Annotated in this window: 19 protein-coding genes and 2 pseudogenes; 13 read left to right on the plus strand and 8 right to left on the minus strand. The window is 57.5% G+C overall.

Going from position 1 to position 26181, the window contains the following annotated elements:
- Positions 1-6: 6 nt before the first annotated feature.
- The 5 genes and pseudogenes from AC1Q6Y_RS22880 to AC1Q6Y_RS22900 form a co-directional block, all read right to left on the minus strand.
- Positions 7-1287, minus strand: a complete 1281-nt coding sequence (locus AC1Q6Y_RS22880) for an aspartate aminotransferase family protein (protein ID WP_492625208.1) — start codon at positions 1285-1287, stop codon at positions 7-9.
- Entirely contained in the window at positions 1280-2593 is a 1314-nt protein-coding gene (locus AC1Q6Y_RS22885) for an amino acid permease (protein WP_492625209.1), read from the minus strand. Before AC1Q6Y_RS22885 ends, AC1Q6Y_RS22880 begins: the two co-directional genes overlap by 8 nt.
- A gap of 522 nt (positions 2594-3115) precedes the next feature.
- Positions 3116-4153 (minus strand): annotated as a pseudogene (locus tag AC1Q6Y_RS22890) (methyl-accepting chemotaxis protein); the annotation flags it as partial.
- A 363-nt stretch (positions 4154-4516) separates the two neighbouring features.
- A pseudogene (locus tag AC1Q6Y_RS22895) lies at positions 4517-5242 on the minus strand (cache domain-containing protein); the annotation flags it as partial.
- Positions 5243-5296: 54 nt separating this feature from the next.
- Positions 5297-6619, minus strand: a complete 1323-nt coding sequence (locus tag AC1Q6Y_RS22900) for an alginate export family protein (protein WP_057715399.1) — start codon at positions 6617-6619, stop codon at positions 5297-5299.
- Positions 6620-6900: 281 nt separating this feature from the next.
- Between AC1Q6Y_RS22900 and feaR the strand changes: the two genes are divergently transcribed.
- The 7 genes from feaR to AC1Q6Y_RS22935 all read left to right on the plus strand — a co-directional run bounded on the left by feaR (position 6901) and on the right by AC1Q6Y_RS22935 (position 15206).
- Positions 6901-7809, plus strand: coding sequence for a transcriptional regulator FeaR (gene feaR / locus AC1Q6Y_RS22905; RefSeq protein WP_492625210.1), 909 nt, complete (start codon positions 6901-6903; stop codon positions 7807-7809).
- 895 nt (positions 7810-8704) lie between these two features.
- A complete protein-coding gene (locus AC1Q6Y_RS22910; protein ID WP_492588070.1) occupies positions 8705-9562 on the plus strand; it encodes an McbB family protein in 858 nt (285 codons plus the stop codon).
- A 786-nt stretch (positions 9563-10348) separates the two neighbouring features.
- On the plus strand, positions 10349-11548 hold the full coding sequence (locus tag AC1Q6Y_RS22915) for a YcaO-like family protein (RefSeq protein WP_492588071.1): 1200 nt from the start codon (positions 10349-10351) through the stop codon (positions 11546-11548).
- 11 nt (positions 11549-11559) lie between these two features.
- A complete protein-coding gene (locus AC1Q6Y_RS22920) occupies positions 11560-12303 on the plus strand; it encodes an ABC transporter permease (RefSeq protein WP_492588072.1) in 744 nt (247 codons plus the stop codon).
- Positions 12303-13040 carry an AAA family ATPase gene (locus AC1Q6Y_RS22925; RefSeq protein WP_057715397.1) on the plus strand — a complete coding sequence of 246 codons (738 nt, stop codon included), beginning with the start codon at positions 12303-12305 and terminating at the stop codon, positions 13038-13040. The genes AC1Q6Y_RS22920 and AC1Q6Y_RS22925 overlap by 1 nt, the downstream gene beginning before the upstream one ends.
- 237 nt (positions 13041-13277) lie before the next feature.
- Positions 13278-13667, plus strand: coding sequence for a c-type cytochrome (locus AC1Q6Y_RS22930; RefSeq protein ID WP_090454817.1), 390 nt, complete (start codon positions 13278-13280; stop codon positions 13665-13667).
- 48 nt (positions 13668-13715) lie between these two features.
- Entirely contained in the window at positions 13716-15206 is a 1491-nt protein-coding gene (locus AC1Q6Y_RS22935; RefSeq protein WP_057715395.1) for an aldehyde dehydrogenase family protein, read from the plus strand.
- Between the two features lie 106 nt (positions 15207-15312).
- Here AC1Q6Y_RS22935 and AC1Q6Y_RS22940 read toward each other — a convergent pair whose 3' ends face one another.
- The gene (locus tag AC1Q6Y_RS22940) at positions 15313-17709 is read right to left on the minus strand and encodes a DUF3772 domain-containing protein (RefSeq protein WP_492625211.1); all 2397 of its coding nucleotides are present in this window, start codon (positions 17707-17709) and stop codon (positions 15313-15315) included.
- A 331-nt stretch (positions 17710-18040) separates the two neighbouring features.
- Between AC1Q6Y_RS22940 and AC1Q6Y_RS22945 the strand changes: the two genes are divergently transcribed.
- From AC1Q6Y_RS22945 to AC1Q6Y_RS22955, 3 genes are read left to right on the plus strand one after another with little or no spacing between them, the layout of a single operon-like run.
- Positions 18041-19006, plus strand: coding sequence for a Bug family tripartite tricarboxylate transporter substrate binding protein (locus AC1Q6Y_RS22945; RefSeq protein WP_057715393.1), 966 nt, complete (start codon positions 18041-18043; stop codon positions 19004-19006).
- A gap of 1 nt (position 19007) precedes the next feature.
- Positions 19008-19490, plus strand: coding sequence for a tripartite tricarboxylate transporter TctB family protein (locus AC1Q6Y_RS22950; protein WP_154910566.1), 483 nt, complete (start codon positions 19008-19010; stop codon positions 19488-19490).
- A 15-nt stretch (positions 19491-19505) separates the two neighbouring features.
- On the plus strand, positions 19506-21014 hold the full coding sequence (locus AC1Q6Y_RS22955; protein WP_492625212.1) for a tripartite tricarboxylate transporter permease: 1509 nt from the start codon (positions 19506-19508) through the stop codon (positions 21012-21014).
- Positions 21015-21135: 121 nt separating this feature from the next.
- Here AC1Q6Y_RS22955 and AC1Q6Y_RS22960 read toward each other — a convergent pair whose 3' ends face one another.
- Positions 21136-22035: a LysR substrate-binding domain-containing protein gene (locus AC1Q6Y_RS22960; RefSeq protein ID WP_492625213.1), complete on the minus strand. Its 900-nt coding sequence runs from the start codon at positions 22033-22035 to the stop codon at positions 21136-21138.
- A 163-nt stretch (positions 22036-22198) separates the two neighbouring features.
- On the opposite strand from AC1Q6Y_RS22960, the gene AC1Q6Y_RS22965 reads away from it, so the two are divergent.
- Positions 22199-23500 (plus strand): NAD(P)/FAD-dependent oxidoreductase, encoded by a 1302-nt coding sequence (locus AC1Q6Y_RS22965; RefSeq protein ID WP_492625214.1) that lies wholly within the window; start codon positions 22199-22201, stop codon positions 23498-23500.
- A 54-nt stretch (positions 23501-23554) separates the two neighbouring features.
- Positions 23555-24643: a polyamine ABC transporter substrate-binding protein gene (locus tag AC1Q6Y_RS22970; protein WP_492588081.1), complete on the plus strand. Its 1089-nt coding sequence runs from the start codon at positions 23555-23557 to the stop codon at positions 24641-24643.
- Positions 24644-24798: 155 nt separating this feature from the next.
- Here the strand turns inward: AC1Q6Y_RS22970 and AC1Q6Y_RS22975 are convergent, their stop codons facing one another.
- Entirely contained in the window at positions 24799-25230 is a 432-nt protein-coding gene (locus AC1Q6Y_RS22975; protein WP_102672517.1) for a nuclear transport factor 2 family protein, read from the minus strand.
- A gap of 157 nt (positions 25231-25387) precedes the next feature.
- Here AC1Q6Y_RS22975 and AC1Q6Y_RS22980 point away from each other — a divergent pair, with 157 nt between their 5' ends.
- Positions 25388-26038 carry a DUF2238 domain-containing protein gene (locus AC1Q6Y_RS22980; protein WP_150815242.1) on the plus strand — a complete coding sequence of 217 codons (651 nt, stop codon included), beginning with the start codon at positions 25388-25390 and terminating at the stop codon, positions 26036-26038.
- Positions 26039-26181: the final 143 nt, after the last annotated feature.

A 26181-nucleotide genomic window follows, 5' to 3' on the forward strand; every position in this document is an offset into this window, starting at 1 on the left:
AAGGCCTCAAATTGCGCTCAGGGCGCTGTCCAGTGTGTCGACGAACAAGTCAGCGTGGTCGCGGCTGAATACCAGCGGCGGGCGCAGCTTGAGAATGTTGTCGCCAGCGCCGATCTTGCTGATCAGCACGCCGTTCTCGCGCATGTCGTTGACCACCTTGCGCGCCTCCAGTCCGGCCGGTTCCTTGCTGGCGTGATCACGTACCAGCTCCATGGCGAAGAACAGACCCTTGCCGCGCACGTCGCCGATGATCGAGTGTTTGTTGGCAAGCTCCTGCAAGCGTTGCTGCACATAAGCGCCGACGTTTTGCGCATTCTTGAGCAGTTGCTGTTGCTCGATCACATCCAGCACCGCCATGCCAACCGCTGCCGCGACCGGCGAGCCGCCGAAGGTGTTGAAGTACATGGCGTGGCGACCGAAGGATTCGACCAGCACCTTGTGGGTGATCAACCCGGCCAGTGGATAGCCGTTACCCATCGGTTTACCAAGGGTGACGATATCCGGCACCACGCCGTGGGCCTGATGGCCCCACAGGTGATCGCCGGTACGGCCGAAGCCGGACTGCACTTCATCGGCGATGAACAATCCGCCTGCTGCACGGATCAGCGCTGCCGCCTTGTTGACGAAGCTGGCCGGTACCCGTGGCAGCCCTTCGTTGGCGAACAGGGTGTCGATCAGCAGCGCGGCGGGGCGAATGCCCTGGGCTTGCATCGAGGCAATCGCCGCCGCGATGTTGGCTGCGTACTGCTCGGCCAGTTGCGCTTCGGTGGTGCCGGCCGGTGCGTGGTACAGGCACGGAATCGGCACGGCCCGGGCATGGGCGGCGAAGGGTTCCGGCGAGGGCAGGGCAGTGGTGACTTCGGCCAGCGATGCCGAGTTGCCGTGGTAGTTGTAGTCGCTGACGATGATGCCGGTGCCGCCACTGGTGAACCGCGCCAGGCGCAGCGCCAGTTCATTGGCCTCGCTGCCGGTGCAGGTGAACATGGCGGTGTCCAGCGGCGCGGCGAAGGTCGCGGTCAGGCGCTCGGCGTAGCGCACCACGTGTTCATCCAGGTAGCGGGTGTGGATGTTCAGCGTGGTGGCCTGGCGGTGCATGGCCTCGGTCACATGGGGGTTGCAGTGACCGACGCAGGGAACGTTGTTGTAGACGTCGAGGTAGCGGCGACCGTCGACGTCGAACAGCCAGACGCCTTCGCCACGCACCAGATGCAAGGGCTTGTCGTAGAACAGCGGCGAGGCGCTGCCGAGCACGCGATGGCGGCGTTGCAGCAGAGTGTCTTCAGGCATGGTCTGGAACCTCGATGACGGTGGCGCGACGGTTGCGCAACAGGTAATTGAAAATGCACAGGGTGAAGGTCACCGCCAGGGCGATCAGCATCAGCATGTCGAGCTGGAAGCAGGCGGCGATCACCACCAGCGTCAGGGCCAGACCGAGCCAGGCAACCAGTTTGCCGCCGACCAGGGTGAACGGCCGTGGCAGGTCCGGTTGGTTGCGTTTGATGTGCAGGTACGCGCCGAAAATGAACAGGTAGCAAACGTTGAGCAGCAACACGACCGCGAGCATCACCGTGGCCGGGTCCACTTCGGACAGCGGCAGGCCGATGGAACCGATCAGCAACAATGCCGGGTAGGGCGTGCCGCGCTTGCCGGTCTTGCCCAGCCATTGCGGGAACAAGCCGTCGCGGGCCATGGCGAACAGTTGCCGGGACGCGGCGTAGACCAGCGAGAAGAAGGTCGCGATCAGGCCGAACACCGCGCCGCAGCCAATCACCCTGGCCAGCCATGAACCTTCACCGAAGGCGCTGTTGCTGGACATCGCGGCATACAGCGGATCACCTGCCGAACCGACGAGCTCGACACCACCGGCACCCGGTGCGCATACCAGCACCACCAGCGCGGTCACCAGCAACGTGCCAATGGCCGCCAGAATGCCGCGGGGCATGGTGCGACCGGGATTGTGCGCCTCCTCGGCGGCCGAGCCGGTTTGCTCAACGGTGATGAACAGCCAGATGGCGAATGGCACGCAGGCGAAGATACCGCCAAGGCTGACCGGTGTTGCGACGCTGGCGGGCAACTTCAGCAAATTGGCCAACTCGACATGGGGCGCCATGGCCACGCCAAATGTGAGCAGGGCGACGACGGCAATCACGCCGGCAATGAACGTCAGGCCCATGGCCTCACCGACACCGCGCATGTGGATGCCGATGATCACGGCGAACAGGGCGATCTTCACCGGCCAGCCACCGAGGCCGAAAATTGATTCGGTATAGGCGCAGATAAAGGTCGCGGCTGCACCGGTGCCGATGGTCAAAGCCAGGGCACAGGCCACGCCAACGAGGTAACCCACGAACGGCCCGAACGCACTTTGCGCATAGACGAATACACCGCCAGCACTGGGCAGCGCGGTGGACATTTCCGCCACGCACAACGCCAGGCCGCCGCAGAGCAGGGCCATCAACAACGTAGCGATCAGCATGTTCAGCCAGCCACCTGCCGCCAGCCCGAAGTTCCAGCCGGAAAACTGCCCGGCCACCACCAACGCAATTCCGAGTCCGGCAATCTTTGGCCAGCCCAGCGCACTTTTCTTGAGCACAGAAATCTCCCGCGACCCGAGGGTCGATTTATTGTTGTTAGTGAGAAATGGAGGGGTTCAGCGTTGCTTTGCAGGGCGCCCTGGAGCGGGTTGTGCCCCGAGGTCGGGTTCGATACTACGCCCGGGGGGCGCGGCGACATGTTTGCGCGCATGCCATGTGGTTGGTTGTGGGTGCCAGATTTGTGCGGGCTTGCCTTGATCTCTGTGGGAGCGAGCTTGCTCGCGATGGTGGAGTGTCAGTCAACGATGGTGCTGGATGTGGTGGCCTCATCGCGAGCAAACTCGCTCCCACAGGGGATCTGCGGTGTACACGGATTTTGTGCACGGCAGAAATCCAAATGTGGGAGCGAGCTTGCTCGCGATGGCGGAGTGTCAGTCAACGATGGTGTTGGATGTGGTGGCCTCATCGCGAGCAAGCTCGCTCCCACAGGGATCTCGGGTGACCACAAAGTTTGTGTATGGCAAAAATCCAGTGTGGGAGCGAGCTTGCTCGCGATGGCGGCATATCAGGCAACCCAAATCTCAGATCCGAAAACTCCCCACCAACTGATTCAACCGCCCGGCCTGCTGCTCCAGCTCGGTACAAGCCCTCAATGTCGATTGCAAATTCTCCACGCCTTGCCGGTTCAGGGTGTTGATCTGGGTGATATCGACATTCAGGGCCTCGACCACCGCGGTCTGTTCTTCGGTGGCGGCGGCGACGGACTGGTTGACGTTGTCGATCTCGCCGATGCGCTGGGTCACGCTGCCCAGGCGGGAGCCGGCGAGGTTGGCGATGGTGACGCTTTCTTCGCTGTGGCGCTGGCTCACGGTCATAGTGGTGACCGATTCCCGCGCGCCCACTTGCAGCTCTTCGATCATCTGCTGGATCTCCAGCGCCGAGGCCTGGGTGCGTCCGGCCAGGCTGCGCACTTCGTCCGCCACCACCGCAAACCCACGACCCGCTTCACCCGCCCGCGCGGCTTCAATCGCTGCGTTGAGCGCCAGCAGGTTGGTCTGTTGGGAGATGCCCTTGATCACTTCGAGGATCTGCCCGATGTTCACGGTCTTGTCGTTGAGCACTTCGATGTTGGCGCAGGAGGCACTGATCTTGCCGGACAGTTCGTTCATCACCTCGATCGTGCGCTGCACCACCTGGCGTCCATCCTCGGCTTGCTGCCGTGCGGACGAAGCCTGTTGCGAGGCATCGGAGGCGTTATGGGCGATTTCCTGTGCGGCGGCGCCGAGCTGGTTGATTGCCGCCGCCACGCTGTTGGTGCGGGTGGATTGATCGTCGAAATTGCTCATCGACGAGTTTGAAGCATCCAGTACCCGCCGAGCGCCTTCGTTCACCCCCAACGCCGCCGATGACACCTCGCGGATCGAATGGTGGATGCGCTCGACAAAGCGGTTGAAGGCGGTCGCCAGTTGGCCGATTTCATCTCGCGATTGCACTTGCAGGCGACGGGTCAGGTCGCCTTCGCCGAGGGAGATGTCTTCCATGACCCGGGTCAGTACTTGCAGCGGCCTGGTTATGCGTTGCGCGGTGTACCAGATCAACAACAGGCCGAGCAGGGCCGAGCCGCCACCGAGCAGCAGTTCAAGCGCAGTGCTTTGCACGCCCTGGGCATCGAGCTCTTTCTGCAACGTAGTGACCGGTGCCAGCAACACGTTCTGCGGCACACCGACCAACACGCCCCATGGCGCAGCTCCGGCAATCGGTGAGAGAGGTTCAAGCACCTTGATTTGCCGGGCGTCGACAAACACTTTCGGCTGGCCCTGACGCAGGCTGTCCATCACATCGGCATTGTCCATCGGCTGACCGAGGCGACCGACGTCCTGGCTGTTGGCAGAAATCACCCCACGGGGGCTGACGATGCTGATCTGGCCGTTGCCGTCGAACAGTTCACGGGCGCTGGCTTCGCTGTTGCGTTGCAAGGCGGCAAGGTTGATATCCAGTCCCACCACGGCGATGACCTTGCCGTTTTCCAGCAGCGGGAAGGCAACACTGGTCACCAGTTTGCGGCTTCCGGAGGCTTCATCGAAGTACGGCTCCAGCACACAGGCCTGGCGGTTGTCGCGGGCGCAGGTATAGAAGGCGTTGTACGGCGCGCCGCTCGGCCCCGGCTCGGTGTTGGCGAGCAGGCTTTCGTCGCCGATCACCGCTTGCAGTTCGCCGGGTTTGCTCTGCACCCAATAGAGCGCAAAGCGCCCGGTTTCATTACTGCCAAGTTCCGCATGGTTGGCGAAACCGGCATCGGCGCCATCGAGTGCACCGGGTTCGAAAATGACATAAAGCCCGAGCAGGTCGGGCTTGTCGATCAAGGCTTGGTGAAGCTGGGTGCTGAGTTCCTGGCGCAGTTGCGGGCGAGTCAGCCTGCCCTGATGCTGCAACTGTCGCAGGTACAACAAGTAGCGCGATAACCCCTGGCCGTATTCGTGGGTCTGCATGAAGGTGCGCTGCACTTGCATGGCCTGCACTTTGCCCAGGGCCTGCATGTGTTCCCTGGCCGCATTGGCGAGCATGTCGCCGCTGGCCTCGGCCACTTGCCGGCTGCTCTTGTGGGTCTGATAGAGCGACAAACCCATCAACAAGCCGACGACCAACAGCAGGCAGAGACCGGCGAGCAGGGCGATCTTGCTCTGGATCGTCAGGAATGTTCTGTGCATTGGAAATACCTTTTTCCACGCGGGCAATGGCGTGGCCACTGCCCGCGGCCGAGATTAGAAGCCGGTGGCGAACACCACCTGGGCGTAGACGTTCTTGTCGTTGTTACCCAGTTGGGTACCGCCGTCTTCGGCGCTCTTGTCCGGTTGGTAGATGCCCACCAGTGGCATCACGGTCAGGTGGTCGTTGACGTGCCATTCGGCGTACAGGTCGACTTCGTGGCCATCGGTGTTGCCCAGGTTGCGGTCGATGGTGTCGAAGTTGAAGTACATCGCGCCGACGGTGAGGTTCTCCAGTGGCGAAACTTTCAGCGTGACGTTCTGGATGCGCGAGTTGCTGTTGAACGGCCCGGCGTAGTTGCCCGCCACTTCACCCTGGAACCAGGTGCCGTAGCCACGGCTGAAACCGTAGAACAGGGTGTCGTAGCCTTCCGAGAAGCGGCTGTAGCGGTAGCTGGCGCTAGGCGTCCAGACCGCGTCGGAGAAGGTCCAGCCGGCTTCCAGGTACCAGGCGTCTTCGCTGGAGGTGTTGGGTTTGTCCTGCTTGGCGTATTCACCGGACAGGAACAGGTCTTTCACCCCGGCGTTGCCCGCCGCACGCAGGCTGTAGGTCTTCATGCCGTCGCGTTCGAGCTGGATCGGCGAGGCGTACTGTTCATCGATATCGGTGGTCTTGATGAAGGTCAGGCCGACCGTGCCGGCCTCGGCCACGTGCTCCAGGGTGCCGACGTACATTTCGGTCTTGGCCTGGGCGCGGTTGTCGGATTTGAGCCACATCAGGTCGCTGCGCCAGCCTTCCTTGCCGCCCAGGCGCAATACGGCGGTTTCGTCGAAGGCCTTGCGTGCCGCCAGGTAGTAGGCGCCGCCCCGGTTGAATTCGCCGTCGGCCAGGCCTTTGCCCATGTTCAGCGCGTCGCCGTCGATCAGGAAACCGTCACCGACCACAATGTTCTGGCGACCGAAGGACAGGTCGACGCCGTCACTGCCCAGCGCGCCGAACAGATCGGCCGAGCGCCAGCCGAGGTAGGCGTCTTCGAACTTGGTGGTGCGTTCCGAACCATCGGAGAAGCCGGCGGCATCGCCATCGCCCCAGGTGCCGGAGCTGAGCATGTTCGCCGCGCCGTACGCGGTGCCCACACCGCCCAGGCCTTGATCGAAGCTCAAGCCGTATTTGATGTAGCCCTCGCGCCACGACGAGCTGCCTTCATTCAGGCGACCGGACAGGGCGTAGTTTTCCTGACTGTGGAAAATGCCGAACACGGCTTCGAGGGTAGCGTTCAGATGGCTGTCGTCATCGGCGTAGAGTTCATAGGCACCGGCATTGCCGGCACTGATCATCAGCGCGAGCGTCGAGAGACGAAGCAAGGGGGACTTGAGCATGGTGTGGCATCCGTTCTTGTTCTTGAGCGCAGGTTTGCGGTCTGTCCGGATACTAAGGCGCGGCTATTGTTTGCCCTTTTCCCTGTTTGCCAATTAGTTGGTTGTGCATGCCAGATTGCATGGCGCGTTGCCACGACGCCGGTTCCTGGTGCACGAGACCAGGCGCTGCGCAGTAATCGCGCACGGATCGGCATGACCACCGCGGTATTTCTCGGTGGCGAGCGACAGGAACGAAAAGTGCAGGGCGCCTCGCAGCGACTAATGCGATGGATGAGGCTGCGATGAGCAATGCACAACAGGTCGAGCGCTTTGATCAATGGCTCGACAAGGTCAATCAGGTCTGCGGGCGCTTTGGTGCCAATGTGTTGGGGGCGCAGTTTGCGGGCTCTATCGATGAGTACCGCAGCGGTGAGCTCAAGATGAGTTTTGTCGACGTGGCCCAGGCCCGACTGTTCCGCACCCAGCATGAGATCGATCAGGGCGAAGGCTCGCATTTCTACGCGGCGTTCCAGCTGGCCGGCGAAGCCGTGATGGAGCAGCAGGGCAGTTGCATCACCCTGTTGCCAGGGGATATCACGCTGATCGACTCCACGCGTCCGAGCAACTTTGTGTACCGCAACAACGCCCGTCAGTTGTCATTGATACTGCCCCGGGAGCGGGTCGAACAGCACCTGCGTTACACCACGGTCAAACCCGCGCAGCGCATTCCGGCTTCGGCGCCGATGGCGGGGTTGGCCAAGCGCCTGATCCTCGGTTCAACGGAGCAAGGCCTCAATCACGCGGAAAGCGAAGCGACGCTGGACGCGGTGATCAGCCTGCTGCGCCCGGCGATGGGGGCGAGCGAGTTGGACGACTCACCCCAGGCTCGCACCTTCCGCAAGGCCTTGCGCGTTATCGATGAACACATTGGTGACGAGGCGCTGTGCCCCGAATGGCTGGCGGCCGAGGTGGGCGTCTCCGTGCGCGGCCTGTACCGGCTGTTTTCCCGACACGGCCTGGTGGTCGCGCAATACATGAAAAACCGCCGCCTGGACCTTTGCGCCGAACAACTGCGCCATGCGCGGGGTGAGGGCAAATTGTGTGCGCTGGGCTACGAATGGGGCTTTAACGATTCGAGCTATTTTTCCACGGCGTTCAAGGCGCGCTTTGGTGTTTCGCCGGGTGAGTATCGCAAGCGCTACATGAATTGAGCGTGACCATTTCCCGGTAGGAGCTGCCGCAGGCTGCGATCTTTTGATCTTGCTTTCAAAAAATAAGCTCAAATGATCGTCCGAACGCGGCTCGAGCCTACGGTAGCTCCGCATCGCTTGAAGCTCTGTAGGCGGGTGCGTTCCTTTTCCTACTGCACGGACTGAGCAGTGCATCCCCAAACACCACTGCCAACAACGTAGCGGACACCATCGTCGCCAGTTAGAAGCTCACCACAGAACGGCATACGATCATCAAGGTTACCGTTCGTCGTATTTTTTAAAATTTAAAATCAAACTTCAAAAAATATCCTTTGAAAAAGAAAGACATTTCTTACTCTGTCCTACAGATCTCTGAGTTCAGTGTCTTTCGGCTTGTTTTAGTTTTGAGTCAACTTTGGTTTTGGATTTTAAGTACTTATAGATATCTGCCAGTGCGATGCCATTTTTTAAACAGAGAGTGAACGAAAAACGATCCGGAAATCTCGCACGAATTTTCCTTAGATGTTGAGTGAAAATTCCTACGCACAAAAAAATGGCCTCTTGCGTCAAGTTCTGGAAGTTACTAAATATAGAAGGGTCACTAACTTTGGTGGCGTTTTCTCTAATAGCGAGTAAACAATGATGAACAGCGAAAACTTTGGAGACGTTCTTTATCTTGGCGATGAGTTTGAATACGGCTCATGCCCACACATGGCTGGAGGGTCTGGCGGTCAAGGCGGATGTGGAGGTAGCGGCGGATGTGGGGGTGGCGGCGGTTGTAGTGGCGGGAGCGGCGGAAGCGGTGGGAGTGGAGGGAACGCAGTAACTCCTCAGGTATCGTCCGACAACGACTGACAATTCATCAAGTATGGCTTTTCTGGTGTTAGCCAGAAAAGCCATATAAAGGAACTGGATGATGTTAAATATACAAAGCTACGAAATACTTAATTTTCACTCTGATAATTTAGTAGTTTCAAGGAAAGGTGTTTCGAAGATCAGTTCGCCATCTTTGGTGGCGGCTCTGACTAAGTTAAAAAATTATAAGAATATTTCAAAGGCTGAGTTTTTGGAGATATTGTCGGAGCATGGCTTAAATCCAGAAGCCGCCTATGATTTTTTAGAAAAAGCGCTCTCTATTAAAGAAGACCCTGGTGAAATTTACTTTGAGAAAACAATTGTGGCCCATGATTGGGACAAAACCACCGAACTAGAGGCATTGTTAAGAAGTGAGATCGATACCCCGTTAGAAATAAGTGATATCTCAGACTCGCTTAAGGACATTGTTTTAAGTAAGAAATGCTACATCGTAATCGCTTGCATGAATTATGATTATGATTTTATAAAGAAAATATACTTCGATGTTGTAAATGCTGCGCCGGACAGTGCGATCAGTGTTTGTTATCGCTCGGGTAATTCGTTCTGTATCAGTCAGCCGTACTTGCCGAAAGTCGGAAATCCATGTCATTTTTGCAGCATAGACAGGCTGATAAACTATGAGGAATATCATAGTGGCAGGAATACTTGGTCAAGGCTGCTTAATTTTTGCAAAAATAAGCATATAGCCGTTCCTACCGATTCGCTAAATATCCTGCAGCGATCATTGGTTGTTGGGGCGATTGCAAAGAAAATAAAGCTGCTAACGAAACCTGGTAGTGAATATCGTTATCAGGATAATGTACTTCAAGACTCCTATGTTGATTTTAATGGTAACTTCGTGAGGGATGTCTCGGCCTCTCATTGGTATATGTGCGACTGTTTGAGGGTGCAGGGATGAAGTATATACCCCATGACTATTATCTGAAGTTCATGAGTTCAACTGTTCATGCGGAAACCTTGGACTTTCACGTAAAGGGGAATTATACGATCCATGATGCATTCAAGCATGCAACTCGTCTTCATAATGTCAGCAATGAGCAGCTTACTCAGTTAACCGGGAACGAACTGCGGATTTACCCGGATCTAAATTTGGAATTCCCTGTTCGCTCTGAATTGAATTTGGATTCGGATGTTTGTCGTGATGAATCATGTGAAACCTTCTCCAGCACAAATATAGTTTTTTCGAAGCTAGAAAAGCTTATGTCTCCTGTGCTTTCCCCAAGAAAAAATAGTTATAAGCGTGGATATCCAAGCGGTGGTGCATTATATCCAGTTGAGATGTTTATTTGTTCTCTGATGGATGATGAGGAAAGTTGGCCATGTTCTGAAAAGATCTTGCATTTACTACCGCGGTCGAGGAGGTTTGAAGTAATGCAGGGTACACAAAATATCGATGATTTTAAGAGGGCAATTTTGTCATCTCCAGGTAGTATTGGCACACCTCGTATAGCGATAGTTTATGCCGTCTACATACCTAAAACACTATTTAAGTACAGATATCGAGGGTACAGACTTGCGCTTATGGAGGTTGGATCAATTTACATGCTGATCGAATTGCAAGCCAAAAAGCTTGGATTGCGATGCAGGTTGTGGTCCGCGTACACAGACACGATGCTGTGTAAGGCAATAGGTCTTAATCCAACTCTTTTCTTTCCTATGTGTGTGCACTTCATTGGTGAGCAATGTGATTCTATATAATTCTAGTCACTACTCAACGTTACCTGGTGCATTGATTTGTCAGCCAGCCTGCTTACTGTCTCTTCCGTCTTCTGTTGAAGTAGAAGACCCTTGGTTAAACGGAGGATCTGGAATAGGGAACGGTTCCTCCTCTATAAAAGCGGCGCTAGGTGAGTACTTTGAAAGACGGCATTTCTACATGGAGGTTAAGCCCGACGTAGTAGGGGGTATCACTCATACATTGTCGAGATTTGAAGCTGGGAAGTTTATTTATGCTTTTTCTCAAACTAATGAGAGTAATTTGACATCCGCGCAGCTTGCCAAACATTCATATAATTTGACGGAGGTGTTGCGTGTATCGGATTTTTCTTGCTGTCACATACCTACCGCATGTGTTTCTCTTAACTATAATAAAATTGAAAGTGAAAATTCAATATATCCGCTGCGAGATACATGCGGTTGCAGTTTTCACTACCGATTTGAGGATGCAGCTTTTGGGTCGATAAAGGAATATTTGGAAAGGCAGTTTCTAGCAAGATTTTGGCTCACAAAGGAATGCACTCAGCTGGTTCTTGAAACTGACATCAAAATAGCCCTGAGTGAAGGTCGCGCTCAAACGTTATACGACGCACTATGCAAGTCAGGTGAGATTACGGTTATCGATATAACAGATTATGATTACCCAGGTGTATGTTTGTTGGCTGTTTACGGTCAAAAGGATAATAAGCGTCACGTTAGGTATTGCGCCGGAATGTCGTATGCGGAAACGCTAAGCAGCGCACTTGAGAAATCAATCTATGAGCTGTGGCAAACCTACAGATTCATTGATTTGTTTCGAGCTACTGAGGGTGACGTCGAAGAGGTTAAAGATTCATATTTGAAGTATTTTTTAAGCTGTAACACCTATGGAACATACAAGGAGATAACTTCGGTAAATTTCCGTGGTTCCGACACATCAGAGTCTTCGCTTGAGTTTAACTTGTCTGGACTTTTGGCTGCGCTCAAGTCTCAGCGGATTGATGGTTATCTCTACGTTAATTCTCTTGTGATGCAGAGCGGCTTGTATTTTTTCTGTAAGTTTGTTTCTCCCGATTTATTTTTGCATATGAATAACTCTAGGGGGATAAATTTCCGCAATAAATACTCTGAGAGATTTATGGGGCAGATATTTTCTGAACGGAAGAAAATTATGGTTCCATTTCCATGAAAGGGTGACTCATGACAGCTTTTACAATATCAAGATCTTTCGAGCTTACGTGGTTGTTTGTGAAGGAACAGCTAAAAGAACCTGTTGCGCTTTTTTGGATTATTGTTTCGCCGGTAGCGACCTATTATTTGCTGGCATACTCCAGAGGAGAGCTTTCTCCTTCGGGTATGAGCTATTTAGAAAGCACTTCTTGGTTTCATGCTTATATTTCTTCAAGTGTCGCTTTTTTTGGCTTCTCCTTTTACATCGTAGGTAGAAGGGAAAGTGGATTCATTAGATCGTTTGTTTATACATCCGAAGCCAAGCTGATATTTATGTTGGCGCAGTTTTTTGCTTGCTCACTTATTTCTTCGATTTACTGTGCCGCTTTCTATGTGTTGACATGTTTTTCTTTTGGAGGCTTTGATGTGGCTGAGTTTTTATTGGTTTTTTCTCGGTTTTATATCTGCTATGTATTGTTTTGTGTGCCTGGAGTTCTGTTGAGCTTGTTGCCTGTTAGTTTTCAGAATGCCAATACAATTTTCTCCGTGACGTCATTTGGAATGCTTGTGTTGGGTGTTCTAAGTGTTCGCGATTTGCATCCTGTATTGGATATTATCAAAAGGTTTAATCCTTTATATATTGCAAATCAAATAATGATTGGGGGGGTTGAAAGGCACCCGGTTTTGATATTGGGGGTTTTCTTTTCTTTTATTACTGTATTTTTGTTGTCCTTGCGATTTTTGCGCATAAATCCAGTGTGGAGTCGGTATTGATGGGTATTATAAAAGCTAGTTCGCTTTGTTTTGAGTATTCTGAAAAAACAATATTCAATGACGCATCTATCAGTGTGATTCCAGGCTCTATTACCGGTCTGCTGGGTCCAAACGGCTCTGGAAAGACTACGTTTTTCGATATTGTATGCGGCTTGAAAAAGGCGAAAGAAGGGCAGCTTGTCAATAGGTTTGTCAGGCAGCTTTATTTATCACAGACGATCATGACGCCCCCCGTGCTGCGTATGTTCGATATCTTTAAAATGACTACATTACTTTGCTCTCCGATCCGAATGTCGCAAGAGCATGCTTTGAAAAAGCTCGCTGTCTGGAGCCCGGAAATAATTGAGCGATATAAGGAAATCTGGAGCAAAAAGTCTTCTGTTTGCAGCTATGGCGAAAAGCGTTGGTTCTTTACTCTATCATTGCTGGCTGTAGAGGCGGATCTGGTGATACTGGATGAACCCACCGCTGGAGTTGATCCTGAGTTCAGACACTACATTTGGAAGTGTTTGCGTGGAGCTGCTGCTGAGGGAACGGCAATTCTAGTGTCTTCACATAACATCGAGGAGGTTGTGAGCAACTGTGACAACTTTTATATGATCAGCATGCGACGGTTTGTACCGTTCAGCTCCGGTAAAGAGTTCTTGGACTCTTACGGTGCAAGCACTCTGGATGAAGCTTTTATCCGCGCGGCGGTTGCACCCGTGTTCACGGCGCCTTCTACTCAAAAAAAATAACGAGGTCACCGCCTTCTCAGCTCAGCTAAAACGAGCTCCTGATGTCGCATACCTGCACGTGCTGTTTCTAATACGCAATCTGGCACAACCGCCAACACAACTGGCACGCAGGGCAAAACCTGCGTGTCGGCGACCACCGACAATCCCTACCAACCTGCCGAAGCACCGTTGCCTCGGCATTTTTAGTGTTGGCGTTCGCCTGCTGGCGGGCGCGTGGATTTTCAAGGTCGTTTTCCTATGTTCACTTCGCTGCGTTTGCCCGTGATCGGTTTGCTGTCTTTCACCCTGGTTCAGGCGGTGTCCGCCGCCGAGTGCGCCCCGGACACGCGCCGTGGTGCCGAAGTGTTTGCCACTGAGTGCAGCGTCTGCCACGCGGTGACCAAGGGCACGACCGGCATGATGGGGCCGAACCTGTTCGGTGTGTATGGACGCAAGTCCGGCTCGCTGGCGGGCTTCAGCTACTCCCAGGCCATGCGCGACAAAGACGTCGACTGGCAGGCCGAGAACATCACGCAATTGATCACCCAGCCCCAGGCTTTCGTGCCGGGTACCTACATGCCCTACATGGGCCTGGCTTCCGCCGACGACCGCCAGGCGGTCGCGTGCTTCCTCAAAGAACAACACTGATCAGGCCGGATTTGCGCCTGAACACATCGTCTGAATGAAAGGTGAATTATGAGCAACGTTGAAATCCTGCCCCAGGTTGCTGCATTCCTCGAACGTCGTCACGGCTGCTTCATTGACGGCCAGTGGGTGCTTGCCGAGGGCGACAGCATCGCCGTGGTCAATCCGGCCACCGGGCAAACCCTGTGTGAAACCCTGGATGCGCCGCTGGAACTCGTCGAGCGTGCGGTGCAGTCGTCCCACAAGGCTTTCAAATCTGGCGTGTGGTCGAGCCTGCGCCCGGCGGACCGTGAACGCATCCTGCTGAACTTCACCCGCCTGGTTGAAGAACACGCCGAAGAACTGGCTCAGTTGGAAACCCTGAGCCAGGGCAAGTCGATCAACATGGCCCGCGCCCTGGACCTCAACGCCACGGTGGAATTCATGCGCTACATGTCCGGTTGGGCGACCAAGATCGAAGGCCAGACCTTCGATGTGTCGATCCCGTTGCCACCGGGTGCGAAGTTCACCGCGTTCACCAAGCGTGAGCCGGTGGGCGTGGTGGTCGGCATCGTGCCGTGGAACTTCCCGCTGCTGATCGCCGCCTGGAAGCTGATGCCAGCCCTGGCCACCGGTTGCACGGTGATCATCAAGCCAGCCATGGAAACCCCGCTGACCGCCATGCGCCTGGCTGAACTGGCGCTGGAAGCCGGCATCCCGGCTGGCGTATTCAACGTGGTCACCGGTGGTGGCGCCTCCGTTGGCGGCGTGCTGACCCAGCATCCTTTGGTGAGCAAAGTGTCGTTCACCGGTTCCACCGCCGTGGGCAAGAGTGTCGGCGTGGCGTGCATGGAAAACATGACGCGCTTCTCCCTGGAACTGGGCGGCAAGAACCCGATGATCGTGCTCGCCGATGCCGACATCGAAAAAGCCGTGCAAGGCGCGATCCTCGGCGGCTTGCTGAACAATGGCCAGGTCTGCGCCGCGGCCTCGCGCTTCTACGTGCACCGTTCGATCCACGACCAATTCGTCGAAGCCCTGGCCGCCGCCGTTTCTTCGATGCCGATTGGCGCTGGCATGAATTGCGACGCGGCAATCAACCCGCTGGTATCGCGCAAGCAACAACAAAGCGTGCTCAAGCACATCGAACTGGCCCGACAGCAAGGTGCGCGGGTGGTGACTGGCGGCGAGTTGCTGGAGGGTGATGGTTTCTTCGTGCAGCCAACCATTCTGGCGGACATCGACCACAGCATGGCCGTGGCCCGCGAAGAAGTGTTCGGCCCGGTTCTGGGCGTGATGCCGTTCGACGACGAAGACGCCGTGATCGAACTGGCCAACGACAACCGCTACGGCCTGGCGGCCAGCCTGTGGACCAATGACCTGGGCAAAGCGATGAACCTGGTGCCTCGCATCGAAGCCGGTACGGTCTGGGTCAACGCCCACGTGCTGCTCGACCCGGCGATGCCGTTCGGTGGCGTCAAGCAATCGGGCATGGGCCGTGAGTTCGGTCGTGCGGTGATCGAGGCTTACACCGAGCTCAAGTCGGTGTGCATCGCACATTGATCAACCTGTAGGAGCGAGCTTGCTCGCGAAAAACGTCAAGATAATGCGGTCTGTCAGTTAGTTCGCGTTATCGTTGGCGACCATCGCGAGCAGGCTCGCCCCCACATCACGCTGCAGGCGGTTTCGCCAGTTCAATCCCGGCGGCCCCCAACCGCTTGAGAATTTCAAACAGCAGCTGGCTCTTGATCGCGCCGACCGTGCGTGGGCTGCCGACATAGCCGGTGATGGTCAATGTGATTCCTTCGGGTTTCAGCTGACTGAAGCGCAAAAACGGCGCTGGTTTATCCAGAATGGATTCATGCTCGGTGTAGGTGTCCATCAGCAGGTTTTGCACCAGCTCCGGATCGATATCCAACGGGAACATCAGCTCGAGTATCACCACGCCCTGGGCGCTGCCGCCGAGGGTGACGTTGCGCAGGTTCTGCGAAATCAGGTGGGAGTTGGGCACGATCATGATCGAGCGGTCGGCCAGTTGTATTTCCGTGGCCCGTACGTTGATCCGGCGGATGTCGCCTTCGACGCCGCTGATGCTGATCAGGTCGCCGACTTTCACCGGGCGCTCGGTCAGCAGGATCAGGCCGGAGATGAAGTTCTTCACGATCTCCTGCAGGCCAAAGCCGATACCCACCGACAAAGCACTGACAATCCAGGCCAGGTTGGTCCACTTGATCCCCAGCGACGCCAGCGTGAGCAGAACGACGGACACGTAGCCGATGTTGGCGAACAGGGTACTCAGCGAGGCGCACATGCCCGGGTCCATCTCGGTTTTCGGCAGGAATTCGCGATCCAGCCAGCGGCGCAGGGTACGAATCAGGTAGACACCGATCATCAGTGTCAGGAGGGCATGCATCAAATTGTCCGGGACGATGTTCAGCTTGCGCAGCCCTTCACCGCCGAGTACGGCCACAGTGCCGGTGAACAGTTGCCCGAGTGTCGTACCGATCCCGCCGACAAACAGCGCAATGAGGCCAATCAGTATCAGGATGGCGCGGCCGGCTCCGGATAACACGGTGCAGATCTGTTCCAGGCGCGGATTGCCGATGCCCAGCAGCTGTTTGATGGTCTTGCCGGTGGGTTGCCGGGGCGAAAAAACGTAGTCGCAGGTGTCCTGATAGACCTGTGTGAGCAGGTAGAAACCGGCGCAGATGATGAATATCCAGACCATTTCATAGGTGATGAACCGGGCCATCGTCACGTAGCCGATCAACAGGGCGAACAGGGACACCACCACGGCAGCGCCCGTGAACGTGTAAATCAGGCCGGCGAAGGTGGTGACGCCTTCGGGGGCTTCTCCGGCAACGATCAGGTCTCTGCGCGTCTTGCTGACGCGCAACAGCAGCGCACCGATCACCAGTGCCGCGACCAATGCCACGATGCCCCGACCGAACAACACCACTTCGGCGCTCATGCCGGTGACATTGCTCATCTGCACCAGGGTCACCAGCACCAGCAGCAGGCTGGCCAGCAACCTCGGATAGGGCTCCATCGCCAGCGCCACCGGATCGGCAATATCGGGCAGGCGCCAGGAAGGATGTTTGGTGGACAACAGTGCGCGGCTCAATCCGGTGATCAGTACGCAGGTATAGGCCAGCTTTTCCAGATATTGCGCCAGGTCGGCCAGCAGGGGGGGGTAGGGCAGTTGCCGGGTCCCGGCAAAATGCAGCAGTTGCAGGGCGATGCCAGCGGTCAGCACCGTCGCCATCACCGACGCCAGCGCAAGGGAGCTGCGCCGCAGCCGGCCTGCAGGCATTCGATGAAAGCACAGCCACGCCAGAATCCGGCTGGCGAGGTTTCGACCCACGGTCCATATGAGCAGGGCCAGGATCAACAGGATGGCCGTGATCCCGCGTTGTCCGGGTTGCCAGGCGGCCCGGTGCGTGGCCTCGAGTTGCTCGATGAGGGCGCTGAAACGTTGACGGTCCTCGATCGGAAGAGCGAACAATGGCGACCAGAATCTCGGGCTCAGGATACTGCTGGTCTGCTGAGTCACTTCCGCTTCCAGCAAGCTGCGCCGAATGCTGGCAATCTGGGTGATCAGCTCGGCGGCACTTATTTTAAGCGCGGCCAGGGTTTTGAGTTGGCTGTCGATCTTGTTTTTTTGCTCGCCGAGGGCGTCTCGTTGGGTAGTAATTGCAGATGTCACCTGTGCGTTCTCGTCAAGCGGCACGGGCCCCAGCACGTTCAGTTGCGCCTGCAATTGCGCCTGGCCAGGCAGCAGCGATGTGGACAGGCGTTCAATCTCCTGAATCAGTACTTGCACCTGGTCCTGTGAGCTTTCCAGCTGGGTGTAATTGCTGGCTTGGGAAACCTGCTGCTTGAGGCTGTTGAGCTGGTTTTGCACCCCCAGCAATTCGCTGTCGGAGATGCTGATGATCGGGGCTGCGGGGGCGGGGGCGGGGGCAAGAGCAGGAGCGTCGGCCATATCCCCCGCCAACAGCCATCCCGGGCTTGCCACCAGAACCGCGAAGGCGACGTAAATCATTGACTTCAAGACATTGCGCATCGGCGAGCTCGACGGGTTGTTGGTCACTTAGCCAATGAGGTTAGGCCCTGGACATTGTTTTGTCGCAATGGAACCCGAGAACCTGTGGGAGCGAGCTTGCTCGCGATGGCGGTGTGTCAGACACCGAAAATGTCGACTGACACTCCGTCATCGCGAGCAAGCTCGCTCCCACAGGGGGCTCCTACAAGGGGGGGCGGCGCCTTTGGCGGGTGGTTTCAGCAAAACAAGTCAACCCATGAATCCATGGCCTAAGCTTGTTTGCAGGCCCCGGTCCATCGCACACCTCGATGGGCAAGCGGCACCGATAAAAACAATGTAATCAGGAGATCCCATGTCCGCCTTGATCCGTCGTTTCAGTCGCTGCATGGCCGCCGGTTTGACCGCTGCCGTGCTGGTCGCACCAGCCTTCGCGCTGGATACCGTGAAATTCATGGCCCCGGGTTCGGTGGGCGGTGGTTACGACCAGACCGCCCGGGTGCTGGGCAAGGCCATGGTCGAGGCCAATACGGCCAAGTCCGCGACCTTCGAGAACAAGGGCGGGGCGGGCGGGACCCTGGGGCTGGCGCAATTTGCCAACAGCACCAAGGGTGACCCGAACGCATTGCTGGTGGTCGGCGCGATCATGGTCGCGGGGATCGAACAGAACAAACCGCAGATCAGCCTGAAGGATGTGACGCCCATTGCCCGGCTGTTCACCGAGTACAACGTGATTGCCGTGCGCAAGGATTCGCCATACAAGACCCTCGATGACCTGATCAAGGACTTCAAGGAAAAGCCCACCGGCGTCACCTTTGGCGGTGGTTCCAAGGGGTCGATCGACCACATCGGCATCGCCGAGCTGGCTGGCAAACTGGATGTCCCGGTCAACAAGGTCAATTACATCGCCACCGGCGGCGGGGGTGAAATCGTGGCCCAGACCCTGGGCGGCCAGATCAAGGTGCTCACCGGGGGCTACGCCGAACTGGGTCAATACATCAAGAACGGCCAGATCCGGGTGCTGGCCATCGGTGCGCCCGAGCGTGTCCCGGGGATCGATGCGCCGACCCTCAAGGAAAGCGGCTACGACGTGATCATCGGCAATTGGCGCGGTGTCTACGGTGCTGCGAACCTCACAGCCGAGCAGCGTAAAGAAGTGACGGACGCGGTCGTGACCGCCAGCAAAAGCAAAGTCTGGCAAGACAACATTAAAACCAATGCCTGGACCGAGAGCGTGTTGACCGGTGATGACTTCGGCAAGTTCGTCGACGAAGAGCACGTGCGTCTGCGGGCGATGCTGGTCAAGGTCGGGCTGCTTTGAGATGGCCGGGTCACGCGCAATCGTACCGACGCAATTGGCGATCGGCCTTGGACTGATCGCCCTTAGCGCCTTGCTGGCCGTGGGGGCCAACCGCTTTCCAGCCGAGATGGGCTTCGTGATTCTGCCGGCTTACGTCTATCCCTGGATCGTCGCCGGCTTTCTCGGCGTGGTGGGCCTGTTGCTCAGTTATCAGGCGCTCACCGGCGGCTTTCGCGAACTGGACAGCGGCAATGGTGCGATCCCTGGCGGTAAATCCGGAGCCGCCTGGGTTACTGGAGGGTTGGTTGGGGTGGCCCTGCTGATCAACTTGATCGGTTTCGTACTGGCCGCCGGGTTGCTGTTCGCCTGTTCGGCGCGGGGTTTTGGCAGCCGTCATCCCGTGCGGGACCTGGCCATCGGCATTGCCTTGACCTTGCCGATCTATTGGCTGTTCAACGCCGGGCTGGGGGTTTCCCTGCCGTCGCTGATCAACATTTGGCTTTGAAAGGAGATCGACACCGTGGACATTCTTTCAAGCCTGGCGATGGGGTTTTCCTCGGCACTGACGCCGATCAATCTGATGTGGGGGTTCATCGGCTGCCTGCTCGGCACCGCCATCGGCGTATTGCCGGGGATCGGTCCGGCGCTGACGGTGGCCCTGCTGTTGCCGATCACCGCCAAGGTCGACCCCACCGGCGCGCTAATCATGTTCGCCGGTATCTATTACGGCGCACAGTTCGGTGGCTCGACCACCTCGATCCTGCTCAACACACCCGGTGAATCGTCCTCCATGGTCACGGCCCTGGAAGGCAACCTGATGGCGCGCAACGGCCGGGCGGGACCTGCGCTGGCAACGGCGGCGATAGGCTCGTTCGTCGCCGGCACCATCGCCACCGTTTTGCTGACCCTGTTCGCACCCGTCGTGGCCAGGCTGGCCCTGAATTTTGGGCCGACCGAATATTTCGCGATCCTGGTGCTGTCGTTCACCACCGTGTCGGCAGTGCTCGGCGCTTCGATGCTGCGCGGGTTCGCTTCGCTCGGCGTCGGGTTGACCATCGGTTTGATCGGGCTGGACTCGACCTCGGGCATTGCCCGCTACACCCTCGGCGTGCCCGAACTGGTGGACGGCATCGAAGTGGTGCTGGTGGCGGTCGGCTTGTTCGCGGTGGGCGAGGCCTTGTACAGCCTGCTCTATCAAGGGGAATCAAACGAAGGACGGCATCGCCTGACTTCGATGTGGATGACCCGCGCGGACTGGAAACGCTCGGTGCCCGCGTGGCTTCGGGGCACGCTGATCGGTTTCCCGTTTGGTTCGATTCCGGCCGGTGGCGCCGAGATTCCAACCTTTTTGTCCTATTCCGCCGAGCGCAAGCTCAGCAAGTATCCCAAGGAGTTTTCCGCCAACAAGGGCGAGGGCGCCATCGAAGGCGTCGCCGGCCCGGAAGCGGCCAACAACGCCAGCGCGACCGGGTCTTTGGTGCCGTTGCTGACCTTGGGTATCCCGACGTCCGCTACCGCGGCGATCCTGCTGGCGGCGTTCCAGAACTACAACCTGCAACCGGGGCCGATGCTGTTCGAAACCTCCGCCGACCTGGTCTGGACATTGGTGGCGTCGCTGTACATCGGCAACGTCATCCTGCTGGTGTTGAACCTGCCGCTGGTGGGGCTGTGGGTCAAACTGCTGCAAATCCCCCGGCCATACCTGAATGCCGGCATCCTGGTGTTCGCCACCATTGGCGTGTACGGCATGCGCCACTCATCCTTCGACCTGATACTGATGTTGGCCATTGGCTGGGGCGGGGTGTTGATGCGGCGTTTCGACTTCCCCGTCGCCCCCGTGATCGTCGGCATGCTGCTGGGGCCGATGGCCGAGAAACAACTGCGTAACGCCTTGTCCATCAGCCAGGGCGACTGGACGGTGTTCGTCACGCAACCGATCTCGGCATTCTTCCTCGCCCTGACGTTGCTGGTGCTGCTGGTGCCCTATGTGTTGCATAAACGCGGCATCAAGTTGCATGAGGATGATTGAGTCCTGCGATGCGCAATTCCTGTGGGAGCGAGCTTGCTCGCGATAGCGGTGTGTCAGACACCTGTGATACCGACTGGCACGCCCTCATCGCGAGCAAGCTCGCTCCCACAGATTCTGGGGCTTAGTTGACTGGCGGTGTTGTGGTTTGCGCGGCAAACCATTGCATGACCGGTGCGCAGGCTGGGTGCGATGCCGCCGAGGGTTGCAGGCACAACGAGTAGATCCCCCGTGTCTTCAACGGCTCCCCGAACGGAATCACCAGTTCGCCCCGTTGAATCGACTCACCCGCCAGGGTCATGTCGGTCATCGCCACGCCCAGGCCCCGGGCGGCGGCATCGAGTGCCAGTTCGTCGAGGTTGAAAGGGATGTGCCGGTAGTCATGCAGCGACATGCCACCATGGGCTGACAGCCAGACCTTCCAGTCATGTTGATCAGAGGAGCGGTGCAGCAACGCGAAACCCGACAGATCTTCTTGCGAAGCCAATGGCCGGTTGTTGGTGCCGAGCCCTGGTGCGCACACGGGCACCAATGCCTCTTCGAACAGGGTCAGGCAATCGGGCGCTGTGGACGGCTCAGGCAGATAGAGAATGTAGGCGTCACTGTCGCTGGCCGGCTCGACCACTTCGGTGGCCACGGTTTCGATTGCCAGGGATACGTCCGGGTGATGCCGGTAGAAATCGCTCAGTTTGGGCAGCAGCCAGCGCACCGCCAGTGACACGTGCATGCGAATGCGGAACGGGCGTTTTTGCGGCGCGAGCCGGTCTTCGAGGGTGCGCAACTGTTCAAGGATGCTGCGGGCGCTGGCCAGTACCTGTTCGCCCTCGGCGGTCAGTTGAAGGCTGCGGCTGCTCCTGACAAACAGCGGCAGGCCAAAGTGGCTCTCCAGTTGCTGAATCTGTCGGCTCACCGCGCTCTGGGTCAGGCAGAGCTTTTGCGCCGCTTGGGTGAAGCTGCCTGACCCGGCAACCTCGACCAAAGCCTGCAAGCCCTGCAGCGAAGGCACGTGGCGAATCTTGTCCATGCGTTTTCAGAATGCCTCGATGATTTAATAACGTTGGTTGCCTGCGTTTTGAGCCTTTAGATTCTAGTCATTGCCACCGTCCTCGAAAACAGCTTATGCAAATTCTGCATGCCGTGCTGTTTTGGATCGAGACGGTTCGCAGAACAAGAACCTGAGGTGACACATGGAAAATATCTGTGGCTGGATTGCGCAAGCGGGGAGTTCCCCCTTGCGCGAGCCGCTCAAAGGCGCGCAGCAAGCCGATTGGCTGGTGATCGGTGCTGGCATCACCGGCCTCAGTGCGGCGCACGCTCTGGCGCAAATGCACCCCCAGGCACGTATCGTGGTTGTTGACCGCCAGCGTGCCGCGCAAGGCGCTTCGGCGCGCAACTCCGGTTTTGTGGTGGCTCATGAGCATCCCGCCGCTGGCGAACTAGTGGGTAGCGACGGGTTCGCCGGGTATCAAGCGGATACGGCAATCGGCCGCGCAGCCGCCGACGAAGTCCGCAAGCAGATCACCCGCCATGGCATCGAATGCGACTTCAGGGAATCGGGCTACTTCTTCGCCGTCAGCGACCCACGCAAGCTGACTCACGTCGAGGCCAAGCTGCAGACCCTGCGTGCCGTTGGCGCCAGCGCGCAATTTCTGCAAGGCGAGCCATTGATCGAAAAACTCGGCAGCCGGCACTACCGCGCCGCGATCTGGTGCGGCAACGGCAATGCGCTGCTGCAACCGGCGAAGTACGTTCGGGGCTTGCTCGATGCCCTGCCGCCGACAGTGACGGTCTACGAGAACACCGATATCGCAGGTCTTGAGCGCCTGGGTGACGGCCGGATTCGCGCCCGGGGCCAAAACGGCAGTGTCGAAGCCAGACAGGTTTTGGTCTGCCTGAACGCCTTTATCCCTCGCGCGGGCATCGATGACAGCGGCACCTTCGCAATGGAACTCAGCGCCAGCCTTACGCGGCCGCTCAGCGATCAAGAGTTTCAAACCCTTGGTGCGCCAGCGTCCTGGGGCGTGCTGTCGACCCGCCCGTTGGGCGCCACGGTGCGCCTGACCCCGGATCGCCGGGTGATGATTCGCAACACCGCGGAATACCGCTCGCGGGATCTTTCATTGAGCGAATTGTCGATCCGCCGCCAGCACCATGTGCTGGGGTTGCAACGACGTTTCCCGATGCTCGGCGAGCAGGACATCGAATACACCTGGACCGGTCATCTCAGCGCTTCGCGTTCCGGGCAGCCGTATTTCGGCAAAGTCGAGGAGGGCGTTTTCGCCGTGGCCGGGTGCAATGGTTCCGGCGTGGCACGGGGCACGCTGTGGGGCCGCTTGCTGGCGGAGCTGGCCTCGGGTCGTGATTCGCCGTTGCTGCACTCGGTCATTCAACGGGCACAACCCGGCTGGCTGCCGCCCAAGCCGTTGCTCGATATCGGTGCCATGCTGCGTATGCGCGTGGAAGCGGTCCGGGCCAGAAGCGAAATCTGAAAACACCCGTTTCACAACAAGAACAAAAGCACTTCCCATCGAAGGTGATTCAACATGCGCGTCAATACGCTTTCCCTTGTGGCCCTGATCTCGACCTTTTCCGCCGTGACTCATGCCGACGAAACCGTCAATATTTCCAACTGGAACGGCTACATCGCCGACGACACCCTGGTCAACTTCAACAAGGAAACCGGGATCAAGGCGACCTACGACATCCACGACAGCAACGAAGTGCTGGAATCGAAGCTGATGACCGGCAACACCGGGTATGACGTGGTCAGCCCGTCGAACCACTTCCTGTCGCGCCTGATCAAGGCCGGTGCCATCCAGAAACTCGACCGGAGCCAGTTGCCCAACTGGAAAAACCTCGACCCGGCGTTGATGAAGAAGCTTGAGGTCAACGATCCGGGCAACCAGTACGGCTACCCCTACATGTGGGGCACGGCGGGCATCGGTTACAACGTCGAGAAGATCAAGGCGATCTTCGGCAATACCGACGTAACTCGCTCCTGGAGCCTGTTTTTCGACGAGAACAACATCAAGAAACTCAGCGAATGTGGGGTGGCGATCATCGACAACCCGACGCAGATCCTGCCGATCACGCTTAACTATCTGGGCCTGCCGCCCCACAGCCATGAGCCTGCCGACTACAAGAAAGCCGAGCAGGCGCTGCTGAAGATCCGGCCTTACGTCCAGTATTTCCATGCGTCCAAATACATCAGCGACCTGGCCAACGGTAACGTCTGCGCGGTGATCGGTTTCAACGGCGACATCGTGCAGGCCGCCGCCAGTGCCAGGGAGGCGAAAAACGGGATCGATATTGCCTACTCGATCCCGGACGAGGGTTCCACCTTGTGGCTGGACATGGTGGTCATGCCCAAGAACGCGCCCCATGAGCGCAACGGCTACGCCTACATGAACTACCTGCTGGAGCCGAAGGTGATTGCCAACATCAGCAACAGCATCCATTACGCCAACCCCAACAGTGCGGCGGATGCCTTCGTTGACCCGGCGGTGAAGCAGGACCTGGCGATCTACCCGCCGAAAAACGTGATGGACAAGCTGTTCACCGTCGAGGACTTGCCCGCGGCCATCGCACGGTTGAGCACGAGGTTGTGGACCAAGCTGAAAACCAATACCTGATCGTCTTATGATCGCGATCAATCTGAAGTGACGCTGAACCTGTGGGAGCGAGCTTGCTCGCGATTCGGTAGTCCATTCAACATCAATGTCGACTGGCATGACGCTATCGCGAGCAAGCTCGCTCCCACAGGTTATGGGGTGGTTTTAGCAATGCATCAGAACTTGAACGCTTGCCGTCCTACCAGCAGCCATTTGCCGTTCTGCTTTTGCCAGATCTGGAAGTTTTCGATTTCCGTCGGCACCACTTCGGTGCCTTTGAGCGCTTGGGCCGAGAAGTGGTGGCGGACCAGCGCGACATCGCCCGAGACGGTAATGGTCTGGTTTTGCATCTCAAGGGTCTTGAAGGCGCTTTTGCCGGTTTCGATGTCGGCGATGAAGGCCTGCTTGTCCTGGATCTTGCCGCTGGAATGCCCGTAGGTCAGGTTCTCGGCGGTCAAGGCGTTCAGCTCCGGGATGTCTTTGTGCAGCATGGCCTGGGTCAGGTGGTCGACCGCCTGGGCCACGTCTTTGTCCGCGGCGGCCGGGGTGGCGGCGACGTAGCCGCTGAACAGGCACAGAAAACCAATCAGCACTGTTGCTTTTTTCATGGGTGTTTCCTTGTTGTTGTAGGGATAGCGCGACGACTGCTCGAGTATTCGTCAGTCATCGTACAACGTAGCATGCGATGGAGGAAAAAAGCGAACTTGCCCGGTGACCGTACCTCGAAGTTAAAAGGGCGATGCCCTGACTTCGAGGTATTGCGCCATGCAGCCTGACCCGCGTTTACGGCACGACCTGACGTTGCTCATGGTGTTTCTGGTGATTGTCGTGGTGTCGGGTTTTGCTCCCCGCAGCCGCGTGGACTGGGCGCTGGAGAACCTGCTGGTGCTGTTGCTGGTGGGGACGCTGGTGGCGGTTTCACGGCGGTTCCGCTTGTCTGCGGTGTCCATCACGCTGGTGTTTGCGTTTCTGTGCGTGCATGAACTGGGCGCCCACTACACCTATTCCCTGGTGCCTTACGAACAATGGTCTTCGGCGTGGTTGGGCTTCAGTTTCGACCGGGCGACAGGTGCTCATCGCAATCACTACGACCGCCTGGTACATCTGAGCTATGGGCTGCTGCTGGTTTATCCGGTGCGCGAAGTGCTGTGGCGGCTGACGCCACTGCGCGGGTTCTGGCTGTTTTTCGTGACCCTGAACATCATGCTGTCGACATCCGCCTTGTACGAGCTGGTGGAATGGATCGGCGGTGCTTTCCTGGGCAAAGACACGGCGAAGGCCTTCGTCGGTGCGCAAAACGATCCCTGGGATTCGCAAAAGGACATGGCCATCGCGGTCGCCGGTGCGTTTGTCAGCCTGTTGCTGGTGTCTTTGCGGGGCATGGCGCAAAAGCAACCGGTGACGACTGCAAGGTGATCGGGTGGACGGCTTCGGCGGGGCAGCTGTCGCGGTCGGTTGATCGGTTCAGGTTTTGAGGTAGAGGTTGCCTGACAGGACGCCATCGCGAGCAAGCTCGCTCCCACAGGGGATCTTCGGCAAATGGAGATCAACTGTGGGAG

Source organism: Pseudomonas sp. GW823-FHT06E10, assembly GCF_058794995.1.